Source organism: Nocardioides sp. URHA0032 (assembly GCF_000620645.1).
Taxonomy (GTDB): Bacteria; Actinomycetota; Actinomycetes; order Propionibacteriales; family Nocardioidaceae; genus Nocardioides.
Window position 1 is genome coordinate 130,560 of the sequence record NZ_JIAV01000019.1, and the last position, 22,119, is coordinate 152,678.

The following is a 22,119-nucleotide window of genomic DNA, read 5'->3' on the forward strand; positions in this document are numbered from 1 at the left end:
GGCCAAGACTGTCAGATCAGCCCTAGGACACGCGTCGTGAGGGCCGCACCGCGATGCCGGTGGACCGGTCGGGGGCGGGTTGCTCGACGGCGTACCCCGGCGCGGGGCGGTGACGTCGCCGCGGCTCGCCCTCCAGCGCGGTGGCGAGCCGGCGGACGGCGACCTCGCGGTCCACCTCACCGCGACCCTCGCGGCCGAGCCAGGCGACCCACAGCATCGCCACGATCGTGACCACGACCGACGGCACCAGCCAGAGCAGGATCTCCACACCGTGAGGGTAGGTGGGTGGGGTGGCTGCGGGCGGGAGGCTCGCGCGCGCCTGTCGGGATCCCCGGCTCACCGGGGATCCCGGCACTTACCGGGCAGTGCAACGCCCCAAAAGCGAAAGGAGTGCCTGTGGAGCAGGACCGCCACGGGCCGCGCCGGGGGCTACGGCGTGCCGACCCACTCGTCCGAGCCGTCGGCGAAGCGCTGGTGCTTCCAGATCGGCACGTCGGCCTTGATGGTGTCGATCAGCGCACGGGACGCGGCGAACGCGTCGCCCCGGTGGGAGGCGGTGGTCGCGACGACGACCGCGATGTCGCCGATCGCGAGCGTGCCGACCCGGTGAACGGCGGCGACGCCCTGCACCTCGTGCTCCTCCGCGACCCGCTCGCAGACCGCGCGCATCGTCTCCAGGGCGCTCGGGTGGGCGGAGTAGTCGAGCCCGTCGACGCCCTTGCCACCGTCGTGGTCACGCACCCGGCCGACGAACAGCGTGAGGCCGCCGGAGGCGTCGTCGTCGAGCGCGGCGACCACCTCGGCGACGTCCAGCGGGGTCTCGCGCAGGTCCACGAGTCGTACGGCGGAGCTCACAGGATGACCCTAGGCCAGGCGCGTACGGTTGAGCCATGAACGACAGTCCGGACGAGACGCCCGACGACGGCCAGAACCCCTTCAAGGGCACGCCGTTCGAGCAGATCTTCGGCGCCATGGGTGGCGCCGTGGGCGGTGGACTGGGTGGCGCGGCGGGCGGGATGCCCGACCTCAACCAGCTGTTCAGCCAGATCCAGTTCCTCATGCAGCCGTACGACGGCCCGCTCAACTGGGACTTCGCCCTGGACATGGCGCGCAAGGCCGCCGCCCAGGAGCCGGACCCGACGCCCAGCCAGAAGCAGAAGGACGCGGTGGCGGACGCCGTCCGCCTCGCCGACCACTGGCTCGACGACACCACGGCGTTCCCCTCGGGCGTCAGCTCGACTGCTGCCTGGAGCCGCGCCGAGTGGATCGTCGGCACCACCGACGTGTGGAAGGTGCTCGTCGAGCCGATCGCGGAGTCCTCGGTGAACGCGCTCTCGGGCGCCCTGCCCGCGGAGGCCCAGGCGATGTCCGGGCCGCTGCTCGGCATCCTGGGCAAGGCGGTCGGCGGCATGCTCGCCCAGCAGGTCGGCTCTGGCCTCGGCGCGCTCGCCGCCGAGGTGCTCAGCGTCTCCGACATCGGGCTGCCGCTCGCGGCGGCCGGGAAGGCCGCGATCCTGCCCGTCAACGTCGCGGCGTTCGCTGCCGGGCTGGACGTGACCGAGGACGACGTCCTCCTCTACCTCGCCCTGCGCGAGGCCGCGCACCAGCGGCTGTTCGCGCACGTGCCGTGGCTGCGCGACCACCTGATCGGCGCGGTCGCCGACTACGCCCGTGGCATCGAGATCAACGCCGAGGGCATCCAGTCGCGCATCGAGGAGCAGATGCGCGGGATCGACCCGTCGAACCCGGAGTCGATGCAGGAGCTGCTCGAGGGCGGCCTGTTCGACATGCCGCGCTCCCCCGCTCAGGACGCCGCGCTCCAGCGGCTCGAGGTCACCCTCGCGCTGGTGGAGGGCTGGGTCGACGAGGTCGTCGGCCAGGCGACCGCGGAGCGGATGCCCTCCGCCGGGAAGCTGCAGGAGGCCTTCCGGCGCCGCCGCGCGGCCGGCGGCCCGGCCGAGCAGACGTTCGCGACGCTGGTCGGCCTCGAGCTGCGCCCGCGCCGGCTGCGGGACGCCTCCACGCTGTGGGGCTCGCTGCGGACCCGGCAGGGCACCGAGGCCCGCGACGGCGTCTGGATGCATCCCGACCTGCTGCCGACCGCCGCGGACCTCGACGACCCGCTCGGATTCCGCGAGGACGCGACCGCGCCGCCCGAGCTCAGCGACGCGGACTTCGACACGGAGCTGCAGAAGCTGCTGGACCCCGGCCAGCCCGACGAGTGACGCTCCACGCCGATGCGCTGGCCCTCCTCGAGGGCTGGCGCGCTCCGAACGACGGCCAGGAAGCACTGCGCCGGCGGTACGTCGATCACCTCCGCTCGCACCCGGACGGGCTGTCCCGCGGCTGCCGACCCGGCCACGTCACGGCGAGCACCCTGGTCGTGAACGAGGCCGGCGACGCCGTGCTGCTGACGCTGCACGCCAAGGCCGGGCAGTGGTTCCAGCTCGGCGGTCACTGCGAGCCGGCTGACGAGACGCTCGCCGGCGCCGCGCTGCGCGAGGCGGCCGAGGAGTCCGGACTCGGCGGGCTCGCGCTCGACCCGGAGCCGGTGCAGCTGAGCGAGCACGCCGTACCGTTCTGCGGCCCGGACGCGCCCGGAGGACCGGTCCACCATCTCGACGTGCGGTTCCTCGCGGTGGCGCCGGACGGCGCCGGGCACGCGGTGAGCGAGGAGTCGCTGGACGTGCGCTGGTGGCCGGCGGACGCGCTGCCGGATCCTCAGGACGACCTGGTCGAGCTGGTCGCGCTCAGTCGAGCTCGTCGCCGGGCGGCAGGTCGAGGTGTGCCGCCGTCGACCAGCCGATGAGGTAGCCCTTCGCGCGCTCGGCCTGCGGGTAGCGGTCCACCCACGCCCAGAACTTCGCGTCGTGGCCCGACTCGAGCAGGTGCGCGAGCTCGTGCACCAGCACGTAGTCGACGACCCACTGCGGCATCCCCTGCAGGCGGGCGGAGAGCCGGATCGTGCGGTCGCCCGGAGTGCACGAGCCCCACCGGGACTGCTGGTTGTCGACCCAGCGGACCGACTCGGGGGTCGCCAGGCCGCCGAGGTACTTGTTGCTGAGCTCGCGGGCCCGCCGGAGCAGGTCCCCGTCGCTCGGCTTGCGCCGTCGCTCGGAGCGCTCCAGCCGGGCCAGCATCTTCTCGACCCACTCCGCCTCCTCCTTGCGGGAGAGCGAGGCGGGGATCATCACGACCACGCGGTCGCCGTCGCGGTAGGCGGAGACGGTACGCCGGCGGCGCTTGGACCGCCGCACCTCCACCTCCGGCCGCGACATGAGCCGAACCTACCCGTTCGCCCAGGTCAGCAGCCGGTCCCGCGGCCAGGTGTTGACGATGCGATCCGGGTGGATCCCGGCCGCCTCGGCGCGCTCGCAGCCGTACACCTGGAAGTCCAGCTGGCCGGGCGCGTGCGCGTCGCTGTCGATCGAGAACAGGCAGCCGGTGTCGCGGGCCAGCTCCAACAGCTTCGTGGGCGGATCCCGGCGCTCGGGGCGGCTGTTGATCTCGACCGCGACGTCGTGCTCGGCGCAGGCCTCGAACACCGCCTTCGCGTCGAACTGCGACCCGGGCCGGGTCCCCCGGCCGCCGGTGACCAGCCGGCCGGTGCAGTGACCGAGGACGTTGGTGCGGGGGTTCCGGATCGCGCCGATCATCCGCCTGGTCATGTCCTTCGCGTCCATCTTGAGCTTCGAGTGGACGCTCGCGACCCGCACGTCGAGCCGCGCGAGCAGGTCGTCGTCCTGGTCCAGGGAGCCGTCGTCGAGGATGTCGACCTCGATGCCCGTGAGCAGCGTGAAGCCGTCGCCTCCCCGGGCGGCGAGGTGCTCGTTGACGGCCGCGACGACGCCGAGCTGGCGCCGCAGCCGCTCGGGGCTCAGCCCGTGGGCGATCGTGAGCCGCGGCGAGTGGTCGGTGAGCACGAGGTACTCGTGGCCCAGCTCGAGCGCGGTGAACGCCATCTCCTCGATGGGCGAGCCGCCGTCGGACCAGTCCGAGTGGGAGTGCAGGTCACCGCGCAGCTCGGCCCGCAGCCCGTCGCCGCCCTCGGTGAGCGGAGCACCGTGCTCACGCTCGAGAGCGGCCAGCCGCTCCGGCATCTCTCCACGCACGGCCGCGGCGATCACCTTCGCGGTGCTGGCGCCGACGCCGGGCAGGTCGGTGATGCTGCCGTCCTCGACCGCCGCGGCCACCTGGTCCGGCGGCAGCGGGAGGATCGTCGCGGCAGCGTTCCGGTACGCCTTGACCTTGTAGGTCTCCTCGCGCCCGCGCTCGAGCAGGAACGCGATCCGGCGCAGGGCGGCCACCGGACCGCCGTCGTACGGCTCCGACACGCCGGCCTCCTCGCGATTTCGCGGTCTCGTCACCCGTTCTTCTTTCGTCCACACCCGGTGGAGGGCCATTGTCGCTGGTCAGCCGCCGGTACGCCGCACCGGACTCCGCCTCGTCCACAACGGCATCCCGGGCTCGTCCACCGGCCCGGGCCACTCGTCCACAGCTTTATCCACAGCTCTGTCCACAGGCGGGGACGGTCCCGCGTTGACCCCCGTCGGCGGCGGCTCCTAGCGTGTGCGGCAGATGGGGCCCTCGGCCCACCAACGGACGCTCGCAAGGGGAAGGCAAGCGTCCACGCGGTGGCCGGGGGCCCTCTCACGTCCCCGGTCACCTGCCCCGGACCTCAGACGCCCCGGAAGGTCGGGGGCCGCTTCTCCTGCGCGGCGCGGATCCCCTCCTGGAGGTCCGCCGTCGCCAGCGTGATCGGCTGGGCCATCGCCTCCCACTGCAGGCAGCTCTCGAGGTCGGCGTGCCCGCCGTCGCGGAGCGCCAGCGTCGTCAGCTTGCTCGGGATCGGGGCGGTCGCCGCGATGCCGGCCGCCGTCCCGAGCACGTCGTCGAGGAACGACGCCGGGTCGACGACGCGCGAGACCAGGCCGAGGCGGAGCGCCTCGTCCGCGTCGACGACCCGGCCGGTGAGCAGCAGGTCCCGCGCGTGCGCCGCGCCCACGACGTTCGGGAGCAGGAAGGTCGCGGCCATGCCGGGGTGCATGCCGAGCTTGACGAACGGCGCGCCGAGGCGAGCCCCGGTGGCGGCGTACCGGAGGTCGCAGGCCAGCGCCAGGCAGAGGCCGGCGCCGATCGCCGGTCCGTTGACGGCCGCGATGGTCGGGACCTCCAGCTTCCGGATCGACAGCCAGGCCCGGTAGAACGCGATCATCCGGGTGCGCAGCTGGTCCACGGTCGCGTCCGGTTCGCTGGCGATCCACGACGTGTTGCCCCCGGAGCAGAACGCCGAGCCCTCGCCGGTCACCACGACGACGCGCACGGACCGGTCCGCGGCCAGCTCGTCGACCGCCGCCACCCAGGACGCGGTCATCTGGTCGGACATCGCGTTGCGCTGGTCGGGGTTGTCGAGGGTGAGGACGGCGACGCCGTCGGAGGGGCGCTCGAGGCGCAGGTGCGAGTGCTCGGACATGGGCTCAAGGTACTGATCGGCGGCGCGACACGCCGTGACCGGTTTCACCGCTCACGGTGTGCCTGCGCGGGTTGTGTGCACCCGTGTCGTAGGGTCGAGGCGGTCCGGCGGCACATGCGTCGGACTCCGGCGGGTCTTCCCTTCGTTACCCCGTCGCGACGACCGAGAGATGAACTAGGCAAGGAGGCCGTCATGGCGGAGACCTGGAGCGGCGAGTTCTACTGCGTGAAGTGCAAGGAGAAGCGCGAGGCCGAGGGCGAGGTCAAGGTCAACGACAAGGGCACCCGGATGGCGAAGGCCGTCTGCCCTGTCTGTGGCACGAACCTCAACCGGATCCTCGGCAAGGCCTGACCTCAGCGCAGCGCCCCACGAGTTGATACGGCACCCGCCCGGTCCGCGTGACCGGGCGGGTGTCGTCTTGTCCGGGCTGTCGAGCCGGGCTCGTGGCCGGCCTGTGGAGAGGCGCCACCGCGTGGCGCCGACGGGGTAGATGCCCTGCATGACCTTCCTGCGACCGGGGCTGCACGTCGTCCGTCGCGACGACCGCCACCTGCAGGTCGGGGTCGACCCGCCGTGGCGGGTGGTGGTGCCGGACCACCCCGGCGTACGCCGGCTGCTCGGTGAGCTGGCCGCAGGCGTCGCCCCCGAGCCGGCCGGCGAGGCGGAGCACCGGACGCTGCTGGCGCTGGGCCGGGCGGGGATGCTCGTCGAGCGGGCCCGGCCGGCACGGCGGACCGTGACGGTCCAGGCCGACGACGAGATCGGCGACGAGGTCGCCCGGGCGCTCCACGCGTCCGGCTGCGAGCTCGGGGACGGCTCGGTGGCCCTGCTCGCGGCCGCCGGCGAGATCGCCCGCACCGACGCCGACGCGCACGTCCGGGACGGTCGTGCGCACCTCGTCCTCGCGGCCGGCGTGGCCGGCTGGACGGTCGGGCCGTTCGTGGTGCCGGGCGCCAACGCCTGCCTGCGGTGCGTCGACGCGCACCGCGGCGAGAGCGATCCCCGGCGCGCGCTGGTGGTCGAGCAGCTGGCGGGGCTGCCCGCCGCGCCCGACGACCCCGCACTGGCGACGCTGGCGGCCGCCTGGGCGGTGCGTGACGTGCTCACCCACCTCGACGGCGGGCGGCCCTCCACGTGGTCCGCGACGGTCGAGCTCGGGTCCGACCTGCGCCCGCGCCGGCGTACCTGGTCGCGGCACCCGCACTGCGGTTGCTCCTGGGGCTAGCCGGGCCTGCGCTCGATGCGCCCGGGCTCACCAGAACTCGGAGTCGAGCTTCCCCTCCATCGAGCGCAGGTGCGCGCGGGAGCACTCGTCGCAGTACGTCTTCCGGTGACCGTTCTCGACCGCGACCGTCCAGGACAGGGTCGTCGCGTCGTCGGTCTCGGTGCGTCCGCAGAAGTCGCAGGTCGCCATGGCTCCAACCTAGCCCGGACGTGCAGGAGGGGCCGGTACGACGTCCTGTCGTACCGACCCCTCCGTGTGACACCCGCGACCAGGTCAGTCCTGAGGTGTCGTCACAGCGCTCGGGCGAGGGCCAGTCGAGCCTGCTGGGCTGCCTGCTCGGCCTTGCGGCTGAGCCGGCGGGCGCGGACCATCTGGGCCCCACGCCGGAGCTGCTGCGCCTCTCCCAGGCGCGCGGACATTTGTGCGCGGGCCAGATTTTCGTGCATGAGATTCATGTCGTGCCGTCCGTTCGGGTTGAAGTTCACGTTCATCGGTGGTGGTTGCTTTCTGGTGTGTCCGGCGCGCTCAGAGCGACCGGGCGAGTGCGAGCCGGGCCTGCTGGGCGATCTCCTCGGCGCGGCGGCCGGATCGGAGCACGCGGGTCAGCTGGCGACCCGGTCGGCACTGCTGTGCCTCACCCAAGCGGGCGCTCACCTGAGCGCGGGCCAGGTTCTCGTGGCTGAGATTCATCTCGGTGTCCTTGACGTCGTTGTCGGAAGGGTGGTGGTGCTGGACGCTGCCGGTACTGACTAGGCGGCGACTTCGTTCTTGCGGGGCCGGCCGCGGGGCCGCTTGCGCGCGATCACCACGCCCTGGAGGAAGAGCTGCCCTCCCCAGACGCCCCACGGCTCGCGGCGCTCGAGGGCACCGTCGAGGCAGAGGGACCGCACGGGGCACTCCTGGCAGAGGGCCTTCGCGGACTCCACGTCGACGGGCGACTCGGCGAACCACAGCTCGGGGTTGTTGACCCGGCAGGGCAGCAGCTCGTCGTCGACCTGGCTGGCCTGGTCGTGCAGCTGTCCCAGGCTGACCGCTTCGAACGACTCCGTCATCGGCAGCGCCCCATCGGTGCGGACGAGTTCACTGATGGTCATGTTTCACCTCCTTCTGACCTGATCGCGTTGGGTGGTGCGGTTCGTGGTCGAGATCCAGCTCTGTGAGAAACAGAAAGGCCGCGGATCCCGGTTCGGGTTCCGCGGCCTGGAGGCTGCCGATGCTGTTGGTTCTCAACAGGTCGGTGGTCTCCAGGCACTGGTCCCCGGGAAGTAGGACTGGGCAAGGCCCATGTCTCCCTTGGTGGCGCCCGTCGTGACGGCGATGCCGGCGCGCTCGCGCACGACGATCGTCGCCGCAGCGGTGCAGACATCCGTGCTCACGCCGAAGGCGTGGCCGCCGGAAATGGGCATGCCGAAGCCGGACGGGGTCTGAGCCGTCATCCAGAGCTTGGTGCTGTTCACGAGGCCACCTCCTTCGGTTCTTCGGGCGCCGATCCTGCCAAAGATCGTGGTGCGCGTCTGATTGCTTGTCCGGAAACCTATCGTCAGGTGCGTGTAATGGGCAAACGATTTAGTGGGTATTTCCCCATTTTTTTCGCTTTGTTCCGGTGCAGGCGCTCAGCCGACCACCGACAGCACGTCCTCGCCGTACCGCTCGAGCTTGGACCGGCCGATACCGCTGATCCGCAGCAGCGCCTCGGGGGTGCGCGGCTTCTGCTCGGCGATCAGCTGGAGGGTGGCGTCGGTGAAGACGACGAACGCCGGCACGCTCTCCTCGCCCGCTCGCTCCTTGCGCCAGTCGCGGAGCCGCTCGAACAGCTCCTCGTCGTACGACGCCGGGCAGTCCGCGCAACGGCCGCGCTTCTTCTCGGCACCGGTGGCGAGCGGCCGGCCACACTCGCGGCAGCTCGCGACCTTGCGGTGCCGCGGCTGGTCGGTGCGGGCGCGGGCCTCGTCGGGCAGCAGCGGGTCGAGGAACCGGGACGGCTTGCGGGACGCGCGGCCACCGGGGTTGCGCGACAGCGCCCACGACAGGTGCAGGTCGAGGCGGGCGCGGGTCATGCCGACGTAGAGGAGCCGGCGCTCCTCCTCGATCGCGAGGGGGGTGTCGGCGTAGGTGATCGGGAGCGTGCCGTCCTGGAGGCCGCAGAGGAAGACGGCATCCCACTCCAGGCCCTTGGCGGCGTGGAACGTCGCGAGCGTGACGCCGTCGGCGACCGGGGCGTGCTGCTCGGCGGCCCGGCGGTCGAGGTCGTCGACGAACGCGTTCAGCTCCGCGTCGGGGTGGCTGGTCGCGAACTCCGCGGCCTGGTCGACCAGCGCCTGCCAGGACTCCCAGCGGTCGCGGGTCTGGCCGCGGGCGGTGGGGGCGTCCGGCGTCCAGCCCATGCCGGCCAGTGTCGCGCGGACCACGTCGACCCAGTCGTCGGCGGTCGCGGACTCGCCCGACCGGGCCGACCCGCGCAGCCGGGTCACCGCCTCCCGGACCTCCGGGCGCTCGAAGAACCGGGCGGCGCCGCGGACGACGTACGGCAGGCCGCGCGCGGCGAGCGCCTCCTCGAACGCCTCGGACTGGGCGTTGATCCGGAACAGGATCGCCACCTCGCCGAGGGACCGGCCGGCGTCGCGCATCCGCAGCACCTGCGCCGCAACGGCCTCCGCCTCGGCGACCTCGTCGGGGCGGGGGGTGTAGCTGACCGACGGGCCGGACGGCCGCTGCGCGCGCAGCTCGACGCCCTGGCTGGGCGAGCCCGCGAGCAGGGTGTTCGCGGCGTCGACGACCTCGGGGGTGGACCGGTAGTTGCGGACCAGCTCGACCGAGGTGGTGCCGGCGTACTTCTGCGGGAAGTCGCGGAGGTACGCCGCGTTGGCGCCCGCGAAGGAGTAGATCGTCTGGGCTGGATCGCCGACGACGCAGAGCTCGTCGCGACCGCCCAGCCAGAGGTCGAGCAGGGCGGACTGGAGCGGCGAGACGTCCTGGAACTCGTCGACGACGAACCACTTGTACTGGCGGCGTACCTGGGCGGCGACGCGCTCGTCCTCGGCCAGCAGGCCCGCGGTCAGCAGCAGCACGTCCTCCATGTCCATCCGGCCCTGGCCGCGCTTGACCTCCTCGTAGGAGCCGAAGACGTGCGCGACCGTCTCGGGAGGCTGCCCGGACACGCTGCGGCCGCGCTCGGCGGCGATCCGGGCGTAGTCGTCGGGGTGGACGTTGCTGACCTTGGCCCACTCGATCTCGGAGGCCAGGTCGCGCAGCAGCGCCTGGTCGGCGTGCAGCCGCTGCCGGCGGACGGCGGTGGCGAGCAGTCCGATCTTGGACTCGATCAGCGTGGGCAGCTCGGTGCCCTGCACGTGCGGCCAGAAGTACCGCAGCTGGCGGAGCGCAGCCGAGTGGAACGTGCGGGCCTGGACGCCGGAGGCGCCGAGCACCCGCAGCCGGCCGCGCATCTCGCCGGCGGCACGCGTGGTGAACGTGACCGCGAGGACCTCGGTGGGCGCGTAGACGCCCGTCGCGACGCCGTACGCGATCCGGTGCGTGATCGCCCGGGTCTTGCCCGTGCCGGCTCCCGCGAGCACCCGGACCGGCCCCCGCAGCGCCTCCGCGACCCGCCGCTGCTCGGGGTCCAGCGCGGCGAGCAGGTCGTCGGGCGAGGGCATGCGGGGGAACAACTCCTCGGGCTCGATGGTTGGATCCGGTGGACAGATCCACACCCTAGACGTCGGAGGCGACAGTCCCAGATGAGCAGTTCCTTCACGATGTACACGACCCCTTGGTGCGGCTACTGCCACCGCCTGAAGAGCCAGCTCGACCGTGAGGGCATCGCCTACGACATCGTCGACATCGAGCAGGTGCCGAGCGCCGCGGAGATCGTGGAGTCGGCCAACAACGGCAACCAGACCGTCCCCACGCTGGTGTTCACCGACGGCACCGCGCAGACCAACCCGTCGCTCGCGCAGGTCAAGGACAAGCTCGCCGCGCTGGCCAGCTGACCGCTGACGGCTGACGCGGGCGGGTTTCTCCGGCTGACCGGAGAAACCCGACGACACGCCGGGGCGGGTACGGCGTGTCGGGCGGGTTTCCCCGGCTGACCGGAGAAACCCGACGATTCGGGTACGGCGTGTTGGGGGTGGGCAGCGGAACGCGCTCCGGGTGGAGCGGTCACCACTGGCCGGGCAGCGGCCCGCCGTACCAGTGCTCGACGAGCGAGCGGCTGATCGAGACGCCGCCCGGGAGCACCAGGGTGCCCGCCTCGGCGAGCGCCTTCATCTCCGCGCGGGTGAACCAGCGCGCGTCCTCGATCTCGCGCCGGTCGACGGTCACGTCGGTGGTGTCGGCGTGCGCGACGAAGCCGAGCATCAGGCTGGCCGGGAGCGGCCACGGCTGGTTGCCGAAGTATTCGACCTCGCCGACCGTGACACCGACCTCCTCGCGAACTTCGCGGCGTACGGCGTCCTCGAGGGTCTCCCCCGGCTCGCAGAAGCCCGCCAGCGTGGAGTAGCGGCCCTCGGGCCAGACCGCCTGGCGGCCCAGCAGGCAGCGCTCGTCCTCGGAGCCGGGTTCGCCCGAGATGACGACCATGATCACCGCCGGGTCGGTGCGCGGGAACTGCGTGTGGCCGTTCGCGCACACCAGCTCGTGGCCGGCCGCGCGGGGCTCGAGCGGCTCGCCGCAGCGGGGGCAGTACCGGGTGACGAAGAGCCACTCCGCCAAGCCGAGGGCGTGGAAGACCAGCGGCGCCCCGGCCACCGCGTCGTCGGCGAGGCGCGGCAGCAGTCCGCGCAGCGGCGTCCACTCCCCCTCCTCGGCGGTTTGAGAGACCTCGGTGTCGACCACCACCGCGAACCAGGCCCGGCCGTCGTGCTCGCCGAGCAGCACCCGCAGCCCGTCCGGCGCGTCCGCCGGCGAGATCCAGTCGATGTGCCCGTCCCGGGGGCGGATCCGGGTGCCGGACACGACGAGCACCCGGGTGTCGGGGTCGGCCCACCTGGCCGCGAGCCACTCGTCGTCCGCGCGGTGCTCGGCGATCCGGTCATGGGGGTTCGCGGCCAGCCGTTCGTGCGGATAGGTCACTCCTCCGACCCTAGCCCTAGGCTTCCTGCCCGTGATCTCACCCCACTCGACCACTCGCTCCGCTCGCGCTCTCGCGGGGACCCCGGAATGAGCACTCACATCGGCGCCCGGGCCGGCGACATCGCACCCCTCGTCCTGATGCCCGGGGACCCGCTGCGCGCGAAGTGGATCGCCGAGACGTTCCTCGAGGACGCGCGGCTCTACACCGAGGTGCGCGGCATGTACGGCTTCACCGGCACCTGGCAGGGCCACCCCGTCTCCGTGCAGGGCTCGGGCATGGGGCAGCCATCGCTGGCGATCTACGTCAACGAGCTGTTCCGCGAGTACGACGTGCAGTCGATCATCCGGGTCGGCACCTGCGGCGGGATGTCACCGAAGGTGGCGATCCGCGACGTCGTCATCGCCTCCGGCGCCTGCACCGACTCCTCGATGAACCGGATCGCGTTCGAGGGCCTCGACTACGCACCGGTCGCCGACTTCTCGCTGCTGCAGGCGGCGTACTCCGCCGCAGCCGGCCGGTCCGGCGTGCACGTCGGCCTGATCTACAGCAGCGACTCGTTCTACCCCGCGCGGCCCGAGCTGTCGGCGCGGATGGTCCAGTACGGCGTGCTCGCCGTCGAGATGGAGGCCAGCGCGCTGTACACACTGGCCGCGAAGCACGCCCGCCGGGCGCTCGCGATCTGCACGGTCTCGGACCACCTGGACACCGGCGAGGAGACCACGTCGCACGAGCGGGAGCAGACGTTCGGCGACATGGTCGAGATCGCGCTCGCGGCGGGGACGGCTACCGCCTGACACCGGGTCGTCCGCCTGAGGGCGGCGTATTGGCGCGCCAGAGGCGGACGACCCGAAATACGGGGGGCTCCGGGAGCGTTGCACCGGGCGTGGAGATCCTCGACGCGGTGGTCATCGGAGCCGGCCAGGCCGGGCTGTCGGCGTCGTACCACCTGAAGCGGCGCGGCATCTCGCACGTCGTGCTCGACGCGGACGACGCACCGGGTGGCGCGTGGCAGCACCGCTGGGACTCGCTGACCATGCGCGACGTCCACGGGATCGCGGCGCTCCCCGACTCGGCGTCGCCGGCGGACGAGGCCGGCCGGGCGAACGTCGTCGTGCCGGGTTACTTCGGCGGCTACGAGCGCGAGCACGACCTGCCCGTCGTCCGTCCGGTGCGGGTGGACCGGGTGACGAGCGAGGGCGACCTCCTGGTCGTGCGCGCGGGCGACCGCAGCTGGACGGCGCGGACGATCGTCAACGCGACCGGCACCTGGTCGCAGCCGCACCTGCCGTACTACCCCGGCATCGAGACGTTCCGCGGCGAGCACCTGCACACGCACCGCTACCCCGGTCCCGGCCACTTCCGCGCCAGGCGGGTGGTCGTCGTCGGCGGGGGTGCCTCGGCGGTCCAGCTGCTCGGCGAGATCGCGCCGGTCGCGGCGGACACGCTCTGGGTGACCCGGCGCGAGCCGGTGTGGCGCACCGACGACTTCACGCCCGAGGTCGGCCGGGCCGCCGTCGCGCTGGTCGAGGAGCGGGTACGCCGTGGTCTCCCGCCGGCCAGCGTGGTCAGTGTGACCGGGCTGGTCCTGCGCGAGCAGGAGCGCGCGGCCGAGCGGCTGGGTGCCTACGCGCGGCACCCGATGTTCACGGCGATCGAGCCGGACGGCGTACGCATGCCGGACGGGTCGCTGTGGGAGGCCGACGTGATCCTCTGGGCGACCGGGTTCCGCCCGGCGATCGCCCACCTGGCCCCCCTCCACCTGCGCTCCGAGCACGGCGGCATCCGTCTCGACGGCACGACCGCGGTGCAGGACCGGCGCGTGCAGCTGGTCGGGTACGGCCCGTCGGCCAGCACGATCGGCGCCAACCGCGCCGGCCGGGTCGCCGCCCGCGGTGTCGCCGCGTGGCTGGCTCAGAGCGAGAGCAGCGCCTCGAGCGCCTGACGGCCCGGGAGGTCGCCGGGCTCGACGACCTGGCCCGTGCGGACGTAGTAGAACGCCGCGCGGACGTGCTCCAGCGGTACGCCGTGCAGCTCGGCCCACGCGAGCCGGTACAGCGCGAGCTGGAGCGGGTCGGCGGTGGCCGAGCGGTTGGTCTTCCAGTCGACGACCAGGTAGCCGTCGCCCTCGGCGTAGACGGCGTCGATCCGGCCGCGGACGACCTGGCCGGCGAGGACCAGCGCGAACGGCGCCTCGACCTGGTGCGGGACGCGGGTCGCGAACGGCCCGGCCTCGAAGGTCGCGACGAGGTCCTTGAGGTCGGAGTCGTCGTCGATGCCGGCGTCGGCACGGCCGGGCAGGTCGCCGTAGTCGAAGAGGTCCTGCTGGCCGAACCGGGCCTCGACCCAGGCGTGGAAACGGGTGCCGAACCGGGCCGCGCTCGAGGGCGGTCGCGGCATCGGCCGGGCGAGCTCGCGCGCGAACGTCTCGGGGTCGTCGCGGAGCCGGCTCAGCGCCGTGGCGGACAGGCTCGACGGGAGGGGTACGGCGAGGTCGGTGCCGCGGTCCCGGCGCGCCTCGGCGAGCAGCCGCTCGAGCTCGGCGTCCCACTCCGCGACCCGGGCGGCCTCGATCGTGTCCAGCCCGGCGTCCTCGGCCTCCGGGTCGGCCTCGCGCACCCGGCGCGCCGCCTCGATCCGGAGCGCCGCCTCGCGTCCGGTGCCGGTCGCCGGCCACGGCCGCGAGGGGTCGACGGCGTCGTACGGGTTCGGGTCGCCCTTCTGCGGCTTCTCGAGCCACTCCGCGGGCTCTCCCCAGGCGTCGAGCTGGTCGCGGACGACCTGCTGGTACGCCGACGGTCCGAACGGCGTCGCGCGCGGGCTCCAGAGGTACGACGACACGAACAGCCGGCGGGCGGCGCGGGTGAAGGCGACGTACCCGAGCCGGAGCTCCTCCTCGGCGTCGTGGTCGCGGGTGGCCGCGCGGTAGGCGTCGAGCGCGGCCTTGTCGTGGCCCTCGAGCTGCGGCAGGTCCCGCGCGTCGCCGCGCAGCGGGGCCGGGAGGATCGCGGGCGACGAGGTCCACAGCGTGCGGGACCGGTTCGACGGGAACCTGGTCTCGCACACGCCGACCAGGAACACGGAGTCCCACTCCAGCCCCTTGGAGCGGTGGACGGTCAGCAGCTTGACCGAGTCGGCCTCCGTGGGCGTCGCGACGTCCAGGCCGTTGCCCTGGTCGTCCTCGGCGGTGAGGTACGCGAGCAGGGCCGGCAGCGTGACGTCGCCGTCGACGGCCTGGAACTCCGCGACGGCCTTCACGAACAGGTCGAGGTTGTCGCGACGCGCGGACGCCGCCGGGGACACCGCTGAGGCGAGCTCGACGTCGGTGCCGCTGGTGTCGATGATCCGCCGCACGATGTCGAGCAGCGGCTCGCCGACGTACGTCCGGAGCATCCGGAGCTCGGCGGCCAGCAGCGCGAACCGCTCGAGGGCCTCAGGCGAGTAGGGGTGCTCCCCCGGGTCGGCCAGGGCGTCGTCGAGCGCAGGGAGCTCGGCCGGGTCGATGCCGTCGGCGATCTCGAGGAGGCTGTCGGTGACCGACGCCGCCGAGGCGGACCGGCGCTGGCGGCCGGCGATCTCGTGGGCCCGCTGGCTCAACAGCCGCAGGTCGCGCGGCCCGATCGCCCAGCGCGGGCCGGTCAGCAGCGTGAGGAGCGAGGCGTTGGCGGTGACGTCGTGCAGCAGGTGCAGGGTCGCGACGATCTCGGCGACCTCGGGCAGCCGGAGCAGGCCGGACAGGCCGACGATCTCGACCGGGACGCCGGCGCCGGTGAGCGCGTCGAAGACGTCCTCGGCGTGGCTGTTGTCGCGGGTCAGGACGCCGATCTTCGCCCAGCCCCCCGGATCCGGCAGCGCCTCGTGGGCGTCTCGGACCGCCGAGACCAGCCAGTCGAGCTCCTCGGCGTGCGTCGGGAACACCCTGGTCGTCACCGAGCCCTGCTCGGCCTCGGGCTTCGCGACCAGCGGCTCGACCTGGCCGTACTTGTCGTGGAGCGGCGCGGCCAGCCGGTTCGCGACCTCGAGGATGCGGGCGTCGGAGCGGCGGTTGACCGTGAGCGGGTAGGTCGGGACCGCGCCGCTCGCGGCGGGGAACGTGTCGGCGAAGTTGAGGATGTTCGACACCGAGGCGCCGCGCCAGCCGTAGATCGCCTGGTTGGGGTCCCCGACCGCGGTGACCGGGTGCCCCCCGGAGAACAGCCGGGACAGCATCACGGCCTGGGCGACGGAGGTGTCCTGGTACTCGTCGAGGAGCACCACCTTGAAGCGCGACCGCTCCAGCTCCCCGACGTCTGGCTGCTCCTCGGCCAGCCGGGCGCCGAGCTCGATCTGGTCGGAGAAGTCCATCAGCCCCAGGTCGGCCTTGAGCCGCCGGTACGCCGCCACCAGGTCGAGCAGCTCGGTCCGCCGGTCGATCGCGAAGATCGCCTTCTCCATCGCCTCGCGGTAGGTGACGCGGTTCTTGCCCGCGACCTCCTCGGCGAGCGCCCGGTCGAAGCCTGCCCTGGCCTCCGCGTCCAGCGCCCGGACGGCGTCCGGCCCGGCGAGGTGCTCGCTCATCGCGCTGTCGAGGGCGAGGAGGTTCTGGATCACCGTCGCCGGGTGGTCCGAGAGGTGCCGGACGTCGCCGGTGAACCGGTCGATCGCGCGGGCGCCGAGCTGGTAGCGCGCCGCGTCGGTGATGACGCGGGTGTCCGGCTCGTGGCCGATCCGGAGGCCGTGGTCGGTGAGCAGGCCGGCGGCGTAGGCGTTGTACGTCGCGACCGTCGGCTCCAGCACGTCGCCGGACCCGTCCTCGGCGTCCTCGGGCTCCTCGAGCGCGCCGGCGTCGCGGAGCGAGTCGCGGATCCGGCGGCGCAGCTCGCTGGCGGCCTTGGTCGTGAACGTCAGACCGAGCACCTCCTCGGGCCGGACCTGCCCGGTGACCACGAGGTAGACGACGCGGGCGGCCATCAGCGTGGTCTTGCCCGAGCCCGCACCGGCGATCACGACGGCCGGCGAGAGCGGCGCCGAGATGGCCGCCCACTGCTGGTCGCTGGGGGCGTACGGCGTGCGCATCACCTCGGCCAGCGCCTCCGGGCTGTCGATCCTCACTGGTCGGTCACCGACCCGGCGCTCTTGATCGGGCAGATCGGCACGAAGGTGCAGTCGCGGCAGTGCTGCCCGGCTACCGCCGGGAACGACTCGGCGCGCAGCAGGCCCGCGGCGTGCCGGAGCCGCAGGCGCAGCGCGTCGCGCTCGGCACCGTCCTCGGGCTGCGCGGCCTGGGCCTGGACGACCGCGGTCTCGCCGCCGTCAATGAGGCCGAGCTGGACCAGCTCGGCGCCGCCGGCGCGGGCACCGGGCGCCTGCTCGGCGACGGCGCCGTGGTCGACGGCGTACTGGTAGAGACCGAGCTGGACGTGGCTCTCGACGGCCTTGTTGCTCGGCTTGGAGCGTCCTGACTTGAGGTCGACCACCACGACGTGGCCGTCGGCGTCGAGCTCGAGGCGGTCGGCGTACCCGCTGATCGTGACGCGCTCACCGTCGTCGAGCGCGACGACCGTCGTGAACTTCGCCTCGGTGCCGATCAGCTCGCGCGGGTTGGCGAGGTGCCACTGCAGGAACCGGCCGACCGCCGCGCGCACCCGCTCGTGCTCGCGGAGCTTCGACCACGGGGTGCGGAAGTCGAGCCGGTCCCAGACCTCATCGACGTGCTCCATCAGGACGTCGACCGACGGCTCGAGCTCGCCGGTCGCGACCCGCTGGGCGAGCTCGTGGAGGATCTCGCCGAGGTTCGCGGACTGGTGGGCGCGGGCGATGCCACCCGCCTCGCGCTCGAGGAACCACTGCGTCGGGCAGAGGGCGACCGACTCGAGCAGCGTCGCCGAGACCGGCACCGGCTGGTCGGGGTCGCGGACCGGTTGCGCCGAGCGGGTGGCCGACCGGGTGCCCCACCAGGTCGACGGGTCGGCGATGCGGACCTCGGGCGCGAGCCGGGCCAGCCGGCGGGCCGCGGCGTCGCGGAGCGGCTCGGCGGTGGCGGGGTCGGCGAGGGTACGCCGGAGCTCCGCCACCAGCCCCGGCACCGACAGGGGCCGTGGCGGCCGCCCCACGACCCGCTCGACCTTGACGCCGAGCTCGTCGAGGAAGCGGGACGGCTGCTCGCCGTCGTCCTCGCCCGAGGCCACCGCGGTGACGACCAGCCGCTGTCGCGCGCGCGTGCACGCGACGTAGAACAGTCGGCGCTCCTCCATCAGCAGCTCGCGCGACGACACCGGCGGCACCACGCCGTGCTCGCCGATCCGGTCGGCCTGCAGCAGCGTGGACCGGCGGCGGAGGTCGGGCCAGCCCTCCTGCTGGACGTGCGCGACCACGACCAGCCGCCACTCGAGGCCCTTCGCGCGGTGCGCGGTGAGCAGGCGGACGGCGGCGCCGCGCGCTCCGCGGTCGGCGAGCGTGTCGGCCGGGATCTGCTGCTGCACGAGGGTCGCCAGGAACGCGCGGACGCCGACGTGGTCGCGCTGCTCCTCGGACCGGGCCGCGACGTCGAACAGGGCACAGATGGAGTCGAGGTCGCGGTGCGCGCGGCGTGCGGCTCCCCCGCCGAGGTCGACGGAGCGGCGCAGCCGGGCCGGCCAGCTCGTGCGCGACCACAGCATCCACAGCAGCTCATCCGCGGAGGCTCCACCGCGCATCTCCTCGCGCGCGTCGAGCAGCAGCTGCGTGAGCGCCCGGGCCCGCACCACCTCCGGACCGTCCAACCCGTCGAGGAACCCCGGCTCGACGACGACCCGGCGCACCAGGTCGCGGGACGTGCGCGGGGTGCGGCCCTCGTCCTTGCTCTGCTCCTTCTCGCGCGTCCGGAGGCGGCGGGCGAGGCGGCGTACGTCGCCCGCGTCGAGCCCGCCGAGCGGGCCGAGCAGCAGGGCCTCCGTCCGGGCCGGGTCCAAGAAGTCGAGGTGGTCGACGTCCTCGTTGTCGAGGTTGACGACGGCGCGCAGCGCCTCCAGCAGCGGGAGCACGGCGGGGTCACGCACCAGCGGGACCTCGTCGCTGGCCACCTCGACCGGCACACCGGCCGCGCCGAGCGCCCGGCGCAGCGGCGGGATCGAGGTGCGGCCGGAGCGGACCAGCACCGCCATCTCGTCCCAGGGGATGCCGTCCTCGAGGTGCGCGCGGCGCAACAGGTCCGCGAGGTGCTCGGCCTCGGCGCGCTCGGTGTCGAAGGTGCGCACCAGGACCCGGCCGTCGCCGTGGGGGTTCGGTGCGGCCTCGGGGGCGAGGAACGCGGTCCGCGCCTCCTCGGGGATGCTGCCGGCCAGCGCGAGCCGGCCGGCGACCCGCTGGGAGGCGACCAGCAGCCGGGGTCCGAACCGGCGGGTGGTCCGCAGCGCGACGACGTCGGCGGGCGCGCCGTCGGCGCGCGGGAACGCGGCCGGGAAGTCGAGGATGCCGCGGACCTCCGCACCGCGGAACCCGTAGATCGACTGGTGCGGGTCGCCGACGACGACCAGGTCGCGGCCGTCGCCCGCGAGCGCGCGCAGCAGCGCGACCTGGCCGGGGTCGGTGTCCTGGTACTCGTCGACGAACACGGCGCCGATCCGCGCCCGGAGCTCCTCGCGGTGTGCCTCCGCCTCGATCGTGGCGCGGCGGATCAGGTCGGCGTAGTCGGTCGCACCCTGGGAGTCGAGGTTGGTGAGGTACTGGTCGAGGAAGAGGCCGGCGGCCACGAGCTCCGGCAGCCGCTCGGCCTCGCCGAGCTCCCGGAGCGCGACTCCGTCAAGGCCCTTCTCGCGCGCGCGGGACAGGACGGCGTGCACCTCGCGCGCGAAGCCGCGGGTGCCGAGCGCCCGGGCCAGCGACTCCGGCCAGGTGACCGACTCGGGGTGGTCGGTGAGCAGCTCGCGCAGCACGACGTCCTGCTCGGGCGCGGACAGCAGCCGCAGCGGCGCCTCGTAGAGCTCGGCCGGCGAGTAGCGCCGGATCAGGGCGTAGGCGAACGAGTGGAACGTCGAGCTCAGCGTGGTCGACATGGTCCGGCCGAGCCGCGCGGTGACCCGGTCGCGGAGCTGCTCGGCGGCCTTGCGGGAGAACGTCAGCGCGAGCACCTCGTCGGGCTTCGCACCGCGGTTGTCGATGCGGTCGACGATCGCCTCGACCAGCGTCGTCGTCTTGCCGGTGCCCGGGCCCGCCAGCACCAGCAGCGGCCCGCCGGGGTGGTCGACGACGCGCCGCTGGTGCTCGTCGAGCTCGGGGGTCGCGACGACGTGCTCGGGACGCACCAAGTGGTACGTCGTCGGGGTGGCCGTCATGTGGCCATTCGACCACCTGGCGCCGACAAGGCTCGACAATGGGCCGGTGAGTCAGCGGACTGTGGCGATCCTCGCCTTCGACGACATGGAGGTGCTCGACTTCGCCGGGCCCTACGAGGTGTTCAACGTGGCCGGCGAGCTCGGGGACGGCCATCCGTTCTCGGTGTTCTCCGTCGGCCTCACCGGCGCCCCGGCCGTCGGCCGAGGCGGGTTCACCGTGCAGCCGACGTACTCCCTCGACGACGCCCCGCCGCCGGACCTGCTGGTGATCCCCGGCGGCGCCGGCACCCGGCCGCTGACCAAGGACGACCGGCTGCTCGACTGGGTCCGGGAGCGCGCCGCCGAGGTCGAGCTGCTGATGTCGGTCTGCACCGGTGCGCTGGTGCTCGGCGCAGCCGGGCTGCTCGAGCGGAAGCCGGCCACCACCCACCACGACGCGTACGACGAGCTCGAGGCCATCTCGCCGACGACCAAGGTCGTGCGCGGGCAGCGCTTCGTCCGCAGCAGCGAGACGACCCTGACCTCCGCCGGGGTGTCGGCCGGCGTCGACCTCGCACTGCACGTCGTGCAGCTGCTCGCCGGACAGCAGACGAGGGAGCGCGCGGTCACCGAGATGGAGTGGATGTGGCAGTCGTGAGGTCTCGATACGCTCGCTGACGCTCGCTACTCGACCAACGACAGGCCGCCCTCGCTGACGCTCGCTACTCGACCAACGACAGGCCGCCCTCGCCGACGCTCGCTACTCGACCAACGACAGGCCGCCCTCGCGGACCCAACATACGATCGTTGGTCGAGTAGCCGTCGCGAGGGACGAGCGACGGCGTATCGAGACCATCAGCAGACCGACGTGTTGGCACCTCTCGCCGTAGGACGCCCCGACGCGCCTCAGTAGCGTGCCCCCATGACTGAAGGACCGCTCTCCGACCTGCTCGTCCTGGACCTGACCCGGGCGCTCGCCGGACCGCACGCCGCGATGATGCTCGGCGACATGGGGGCGCGGGTCATCAAGGTCGAGCCGCCGACCGGCGACGACACCCGCTCCTGGGGGCCGCCGTTCATCGGCGAGGAGGACGAGCGCCAGTCGACGTACTTCCTCTCGGCCAACCGCAACAAGGAGTCGCTCGTCCTCGATCTCAAGGACGAGGCCGACAAGGAGGTGCTCGCCAGGCTCGTCGCGCGCGCCGACGTGCTGATGGAGAACTACCGGGTCGGCGTCCTCGACCGGCTCGGCTTCCCCGTCTCCCGGCTGCACGAGCTCAACCCGGGGCTCATCGTCTTGTCGATCACCGGCTTCGGACACGACGGACCGGAGGCGAAGCGAGCGGGCTACGACCAGATCGCCCAGGGCGAGGGCGGGCTGATGTCGATCACCGGCACCCAGCAGCCGACCAAGGTGGGCGTCCCGATCGCCGACCTGATCGCGGGGATGAACGGCGCCTTCGGCGTGCTCGCCGCCCTCCACGAGCGCGAACGCACCGGCCGCGGCCGCGTCGTACGTACGTCGCTGCTCGCCGGGATGATCGGCGTGCACGCGTTCCAGGGCACCCGATGGACCGTCGCCGGCGAGGTCCCGGGCCTCGCGGGCGACCACCACCCGTCGATCGCGCCGTACGGCATGTTCGCGACGAGCACGGCGCCGGTGCAGATCGCCTGCGGATCCGAGAACCTCTGGCGCGCGCTGTGCGGCGCCTTCGGGTGGGACCCCGCCGAGCCGGACTTCGCGACCAACCCGCTGCGCGTGGCGAACCGCGACCGGCTGGTCGAGCGGATCGAGGCGCTGTTCGCCGACCGGCCCGCCGAGCACTGGCTCGCGCTGCTCGCGGAGGCGGGCGTGCCGTCCGGCAAGGTGCGGTCGATGGACGACGTCTACACCTGGGAGCAGACGCTCTCGCAGGGCCTCCTGCTCTCGGTCGAGCACGCGACCCAGGGCACCTTGAACCTGCCCGGCTCACCCGTGCGCTTCGACGACCAGCCGTTCTCCGGCGGGCGGTCGGAGCACCAGGCGCCCCCGACGCTGGGCCAGCACGACGAGTCGATCCGGGAGTGGCTCGATTCCTAGGCTGTA

The 22,119-nt window shown here is 73.2% G+C and carries 23 protein-coding genes; 9 read left to right on the forward strand and 14 right to left on the reverse strand.

Translation table 11 applies throughout. The features are described 5' to 3' along the window. Positions 1 to 22: 22 nt before the first annotated feature. Both N538_RS0109355 and N538_RS0109360 read right to left on the reverse strand, forming a co-directional pair. Complete coding sequence (locus tag N538_RS0109355) at positions 23 to 268, reverse strand: hypothetical protein (protein ID WP_028637088.1); 246 nt, start codon at positions 266 to 268, stop codon at positions 23 to 25. Positions 269 to 429: 161 nt separating this feature from the next. Then, complete coding sequence (locus N538_RS0109360) at positions 430 to 855, reverse strand: molybdenum cofactor biosynthesis protein MoaE (protein ID WP_028637089.1); 426 nt, start codon at positions 853 to 855, stop codon at positions 430 to 432. A 35-nt stretch (positions 856 to 890) separates the two neighbouring features. Here N538_RS0109360 and N538_RS24625 point away from each other — a divergent pair, with 35 nt between their 5' ends. Beyond that, positions 891 to 2,225 carry a zinc-dependent metalloprotease gene (locus N538_RS24625; protein WP_051549085.1) on the forward strand — a complete coding sequence of 445 codons (1,335 nt, stop codon included), beginning with the start codon at positions 891 to 893 and terminating at the stop codon, positions 2,223 to 2,225. Continuing rightward, complete coding sequence (locus N538_RS0109370; protein ID WP_028637090.1) at positions 2,222 to 2,809, forward strand: NUDIX hydrolase; 588 nt, start codon at positions 2,222 to 2,224, stop codon at positions 2,807 to 2,809. The genes N538_RS24625 and N538_RS0109370 overlap by 4 nt, the downstream gene beginning before the upstream one ends. Here the strand turns inward: N538_RS0109370 and N538_RS0109375 are convergent. From N538_RS0109375 to N538_RS0109385, 3 genes are all read right to left on the reverse strand, one after another. Beyond that, positions 2,751 to 3,278: a M48 metallopeptidase family protein gene (locus N538_RS0109375; RefSeq protein WP_036569988.1), complete on the reverse strand. Its 528-nt coding sequence runs from the start codon at positions 3,276 to 3,278 to the stop codon at positions 2,751 to 2,753. The genes N538_RS0109370 and N538_RS0109375 overlap by 59 nt on opposite strands. A gap of 9 nt (positions 3,279 to 3,287) precedes the next feature. Then, positions 3,288 to 4,334: a PHP domain-containing protein gene (locus N538_RS0109380; RefSeq protein ID WP_028637092.1), complete on the reverse strand. Its 1,047-nt coding sequence runs from the start codon at positions 4,332 to 4,334 to the stop codon at positions 3,288 to 3,290. Positions 4,335 to 4,678: 344 nt separating this feature from the next. After that, positions 4,679 to 5,473 carry an enoyl-CoA hydratase/isomerase family protein gene (locus N538_RS0109385; protein ID WP_028637093.1) on the reverse strand — a complete coding sequence of 265 codons (795 nt, stop codon included), beginning with the start codon at positions 5,471 to 5,473 and terminating at the stop codon, positions 4,679 to 4,681. 192 nt (positions 5,474 to 5,665) lie between these two features. On the opposite strand from N538_RS0109385, the gene N538_RS28960 reads away from it, so the two are divergent. Beyond that, complete coding sequence (locus N538_RS28960; protein ID WP_011754982.1) at positions 5,666 to 5,824, forward strand: DUF5679 domain-containing protein; 159 nt, start codon at positions 5,666 to 5,668, stop codon at positions 5,822 to 5,824. 148 nt (positions 5,825 to 5,972) lie between these two features. Next, entirely contained in the window at positions 5,973 to 6,698 is a 726-nt protein-coding gene (locus N538_RS27330; RefSeq protein WP_155992026.1) for a hypothetical protein, read from the forward strand. A gap of 27 nt (positions 6,699 to 6,725) precedes the next feature. Here the strand turns inward: N538_RS27330 and N538_RS28965 are convergent, their stop codons facing one another. The 6 genes from N538_RS28965 to N538_RS0109425 all read right to left on the reverse strand — a co-directional run bounded on the left by N538_RS28965 (position 6,726) and on the right by N538_RS0109425 (position 10,351). Then, positions 6,726 to 6,887: a hypothetical protein gene (locus tag N538_RS28965; RefSeq protein ID WP_197025291.1), complete on the reverse strand. Its 162-nt coding sequence runs from the start codon at positions 6,885 to 6,887 to the stop codon at positions 6,726 to 6,728. Positions 6,888 to 6,988: 101 nt separating this feature from the next. Beyond that, positions 6,989 to 7,189: a hypothetical protein gene (locus tag N538_RS27335; protein WP_051549087.1), complete on the reverse strand. Its 201-nt coding sequence runs from the start codon at positions 7,187 to 7,189 to the stop codon at positions 6,989 to 6,991. Positions 7,190 to 7,223: 34 nt separating this feature from the next. Then, complete coding sequence (locus tag N538_RS28970) at positions 7,224 to 7,388, reverse strand: hypothetical protein (RefSeq protein WP_197025292.1); 165 nt, start codon at positions 7,386 to 7,388, stop codon at positions 7,224 to 7,226. A gap of 59 nt (positions 7,389 to 7,447) precedes the next feature. Then, the gene (locus N538_RS0109415; RefSeq protein ID WP_081790387.1) at positions 7,448 to 7,792 is read right to left on the reverse strand and encodes a WhiB family transcriptional regulator; all 345 of its coding nucleotides are present in this window, start codon (positions 7,790 to 7,792) and stop codon (positions 7,448 to 7,450) included. Positions 7,793 to 7,924: 132 nt separating this feature from the next. Beyond that, positions 7,925 to 8,155: a hypothetical protein gene (locus N538_RS0109420; RefSeq protein WP_028637097.1), complete on the reverse strand. Its 231-nt coding sequence runs from the start codon at positions 8,153 to 8,155 to the stop codon at positions 7,925 to 7,927. Positions 8,156 to 8,311: 156 nt separating this feature from the next. Then, positions 8,312 to 10,351, reverse strand: coding sequence for an ATP-dependent helicase (locus tag N538_RS0109425; RefSeq protein ID WP_036569993.1), 2,040 nt, complete (start codon positions 10,349 to 10,351; stop codon positions 8,312 to 8,314). 81 nt (positions 10,352 to 10,432) lie between these two features. Here N538_RS0109425 and N538_RS0109430 point away from each other — a divergent pair, with 81 nt between their 5' ends. Next, complete coding sequence (locus N538_RS0109430; protein WP_028637099.1) at positions 10,433 to 10,684, forward strand: mycoredoxin; 252 nt, start codon at positions 10,433 to 10,435, stop codon at positions 10,682 to 10,684. A 169-nt stretch (positions 10,685 to 10,853) separates the two neighbouring features. On the opposite strand, the gene nudC is transcribed toward N538_RS0109430, so the two are convergent. Then, positions 10,854 to 11,765, reverse strand: coding sequence for an NAD(+) diphosphatase (nudC, locus tag N538_RS0109435; protein ID WP_028637100.1), 912 nt, complete (start codon positions 11,763 to 11,765; stop codon positions 10,854 to 10,856). 87 nt (positions 11,766 to 11,852) lie between these two features. On the opposite strand from nudC, the gene deoD reads away from it, so the two are divergent. Both deoD and N538_RS0109445 read left to right on the forward strand, forming a co-directional pair. Continuing rightward, positions 11,853 to 12,560 (forward strand): purine-nucleoside phosphorylase, encoded by a 708-nt coding sequence (deoD, locus tag N538_RS0109440; RefSeq protein WP_028637101.1) that lies wholly within the window; start codon positions 11,853 to 11,855, stop codon positions 12,558 to 12,560. 89 nt (positions 12,561 to 12,649) lie between these two features. Next, a complete protein-coding gene (locus tag N538_RS0109445; RefSeq protein ID WP_028637102.1) occupies positions 12,650 to 13,708 on the forward strand; it encodes an FAD-dependent oxidoreductase in 1,059 nt (352 codons plus the stop codon). Here N538_RS0109445 and N538_RS0109450 read toward each other — a convergent pair. After that, positions 13,678 to 16,854, reverse strand: a complete 3,177-nt coding sequence (locus N538_RS0109450) for an ATP-dependent DNA helicase (protein WP_028637103.1) — start codon at positions 16,852 to 16,854, stop codon at positions 13,678 to 13,680. The genes N538_RS0109445 and N538_RS0109450 overlap by 31 nt on opposite strands. Beyond that, positions 16,851 to 20,054, reverse strand: coding sequence for an ATP-dependent helicase (locus tag N538_RS0109455; protein WP_051549089.1), 3,204 nt, complete (start codon positions 20,052 to 20,054; stop codon positions 16,851 to 16,853). The genes N538_RS0109450 and N538_RS0109455 overlap by 4 nt, the downstream gene beginning before the upstream one ends. A gap of 46 nt (positions 20,055 to 20,100) precedes the next feature. On the opposite strand from N538_RS0109455, the gene N538_RS0109460 reads away from it, so the two are divergent. Together N538_RS0109460 and N538_RS0109465 are read left to right on the forward strand one after the other, a co-directional pair. Next, positions 20,101 to 20,691 (forward strand): DJ-1/PfpI family protein, encoded by a 591-nt coding sequence (locus tag N538_RS0109460; protein ID WP_036569995.1) that lies wholly within the window; start codon positions 20,101 to 20,103, stop codon positions 20,689 to 20,691. Positions 20,692 to 20,955: 264 nt separating this feature from the next. Next, positions 20,956 to 22,113, forward strand: a complete 1,158-nt coding sequence (locus tag N538_RS0109465) for a CaiB/BaiF CoA transferase family protein (protein ID WP_028637106.1) — start codon at positions 20,956 to 20,958, stop codon at positions 22,111 to 22,113. The last annotated feature ends 6 nt before the right edge of the window (positions 22,114 to 22,119 follow it).

Bases quoted from the DNA above. Each gene is read 5' to 3' on its own strand.
- N538_RS24625 (WP_051549085.1), top strand. From the start codon at position 891: ATGAACGACAGTCCGGACGAGACGCCCGACGACGGCCAGAACCCCTTC.
- N538_RS0109375 (WP_036569988.1), bottom strand. From the start codon at position 3,278: ATGTCGCGGCCGGAGGTGGAGGTGCGGCGGTCCAAGCGCCGCCGGCGT.
- N538_RS0109385 (WP_028637093.1), bottom strand. From the start codon at position 5,473: ATGTCCGAGCACTCGCACCTGCGCCTCGAGCGCCCCTCCGACGGCGTC.
- N538_RS28960 (WP_011754982.1), top strand. From the start codon at position 5,666: ATGGCGGAGACCTGGAGCGGCGAGTTCTACTGCGTGAAGTGCAAGGAG.
- N538_RS27330 (WP_155992026.1), top strand. From the start codon at position 5,973: ATGACCTTCCTGCGACCGGGGCTGCACGTCGTCCGTCGCGACGACCGC.
- N538_RS28965 (WP_197025291.1), bottom strand. From the start codon at position 6,887: ATGGCGACCTGCGACTTCTGCGGACGCACCGAGACCGACGACGCGACG.
- N538_RS27335 (WP_051549087.1), bottom strand. From the start codon at position 7,189: ATGAACGTGAACTTCAACCCGAACGGACGGCACGACATGAATCTCATG.
- N538_RS28970 (WP_197025292.1), bottom strand. From the start codon at position 7,388: ATGAATCTCAGCCACGAGAACCTGGCCCGCGCTCAGGTGAGCGCCCGC.
- N538_RS0109415 (WP_081790387.1), bottom strand. From the start codon at position 7,792: ATGACCATCAGTGAACTCGTCCGCACCGATGGGGCGCTGCCGATGACG.
- N538_RS0109425 (WP_036569993.1), bottom strand. From the start codon at position 10,351: ATGCCCTCGCCCGACGACCTGCTCGCCGCGCTGGACCCCGAGCAGCGG.
- N538_RS0109430 (WP_028637099.1), top strand. From the start codon at position 10,433: ATGAGCAGTTCCTTCACGATGTACACGACCCCTTGGTGCGGCTACTGC.
- deoD (WP_028637101.1), top strand. From the start codon at position 11,853: ATGAGCACTCACATCGGCGCCCGGGCCGGCGACATCGCACCCCTCGTC.
- N538_RS0109455 (WP_051549089.1), bottom strand. From the start codon at position 20,054: ATGACGGCCACCCCGACGACGTACCACTTGGTGCGTCCCGAGCACGTC.
- N538_RS0109465 (WP_028637106.1), top strand. From the start codon at position 20,956: ATGACTGAAGGACCGCTCTCCGACCTGCTCGTCCTGGACCTGACCCGG.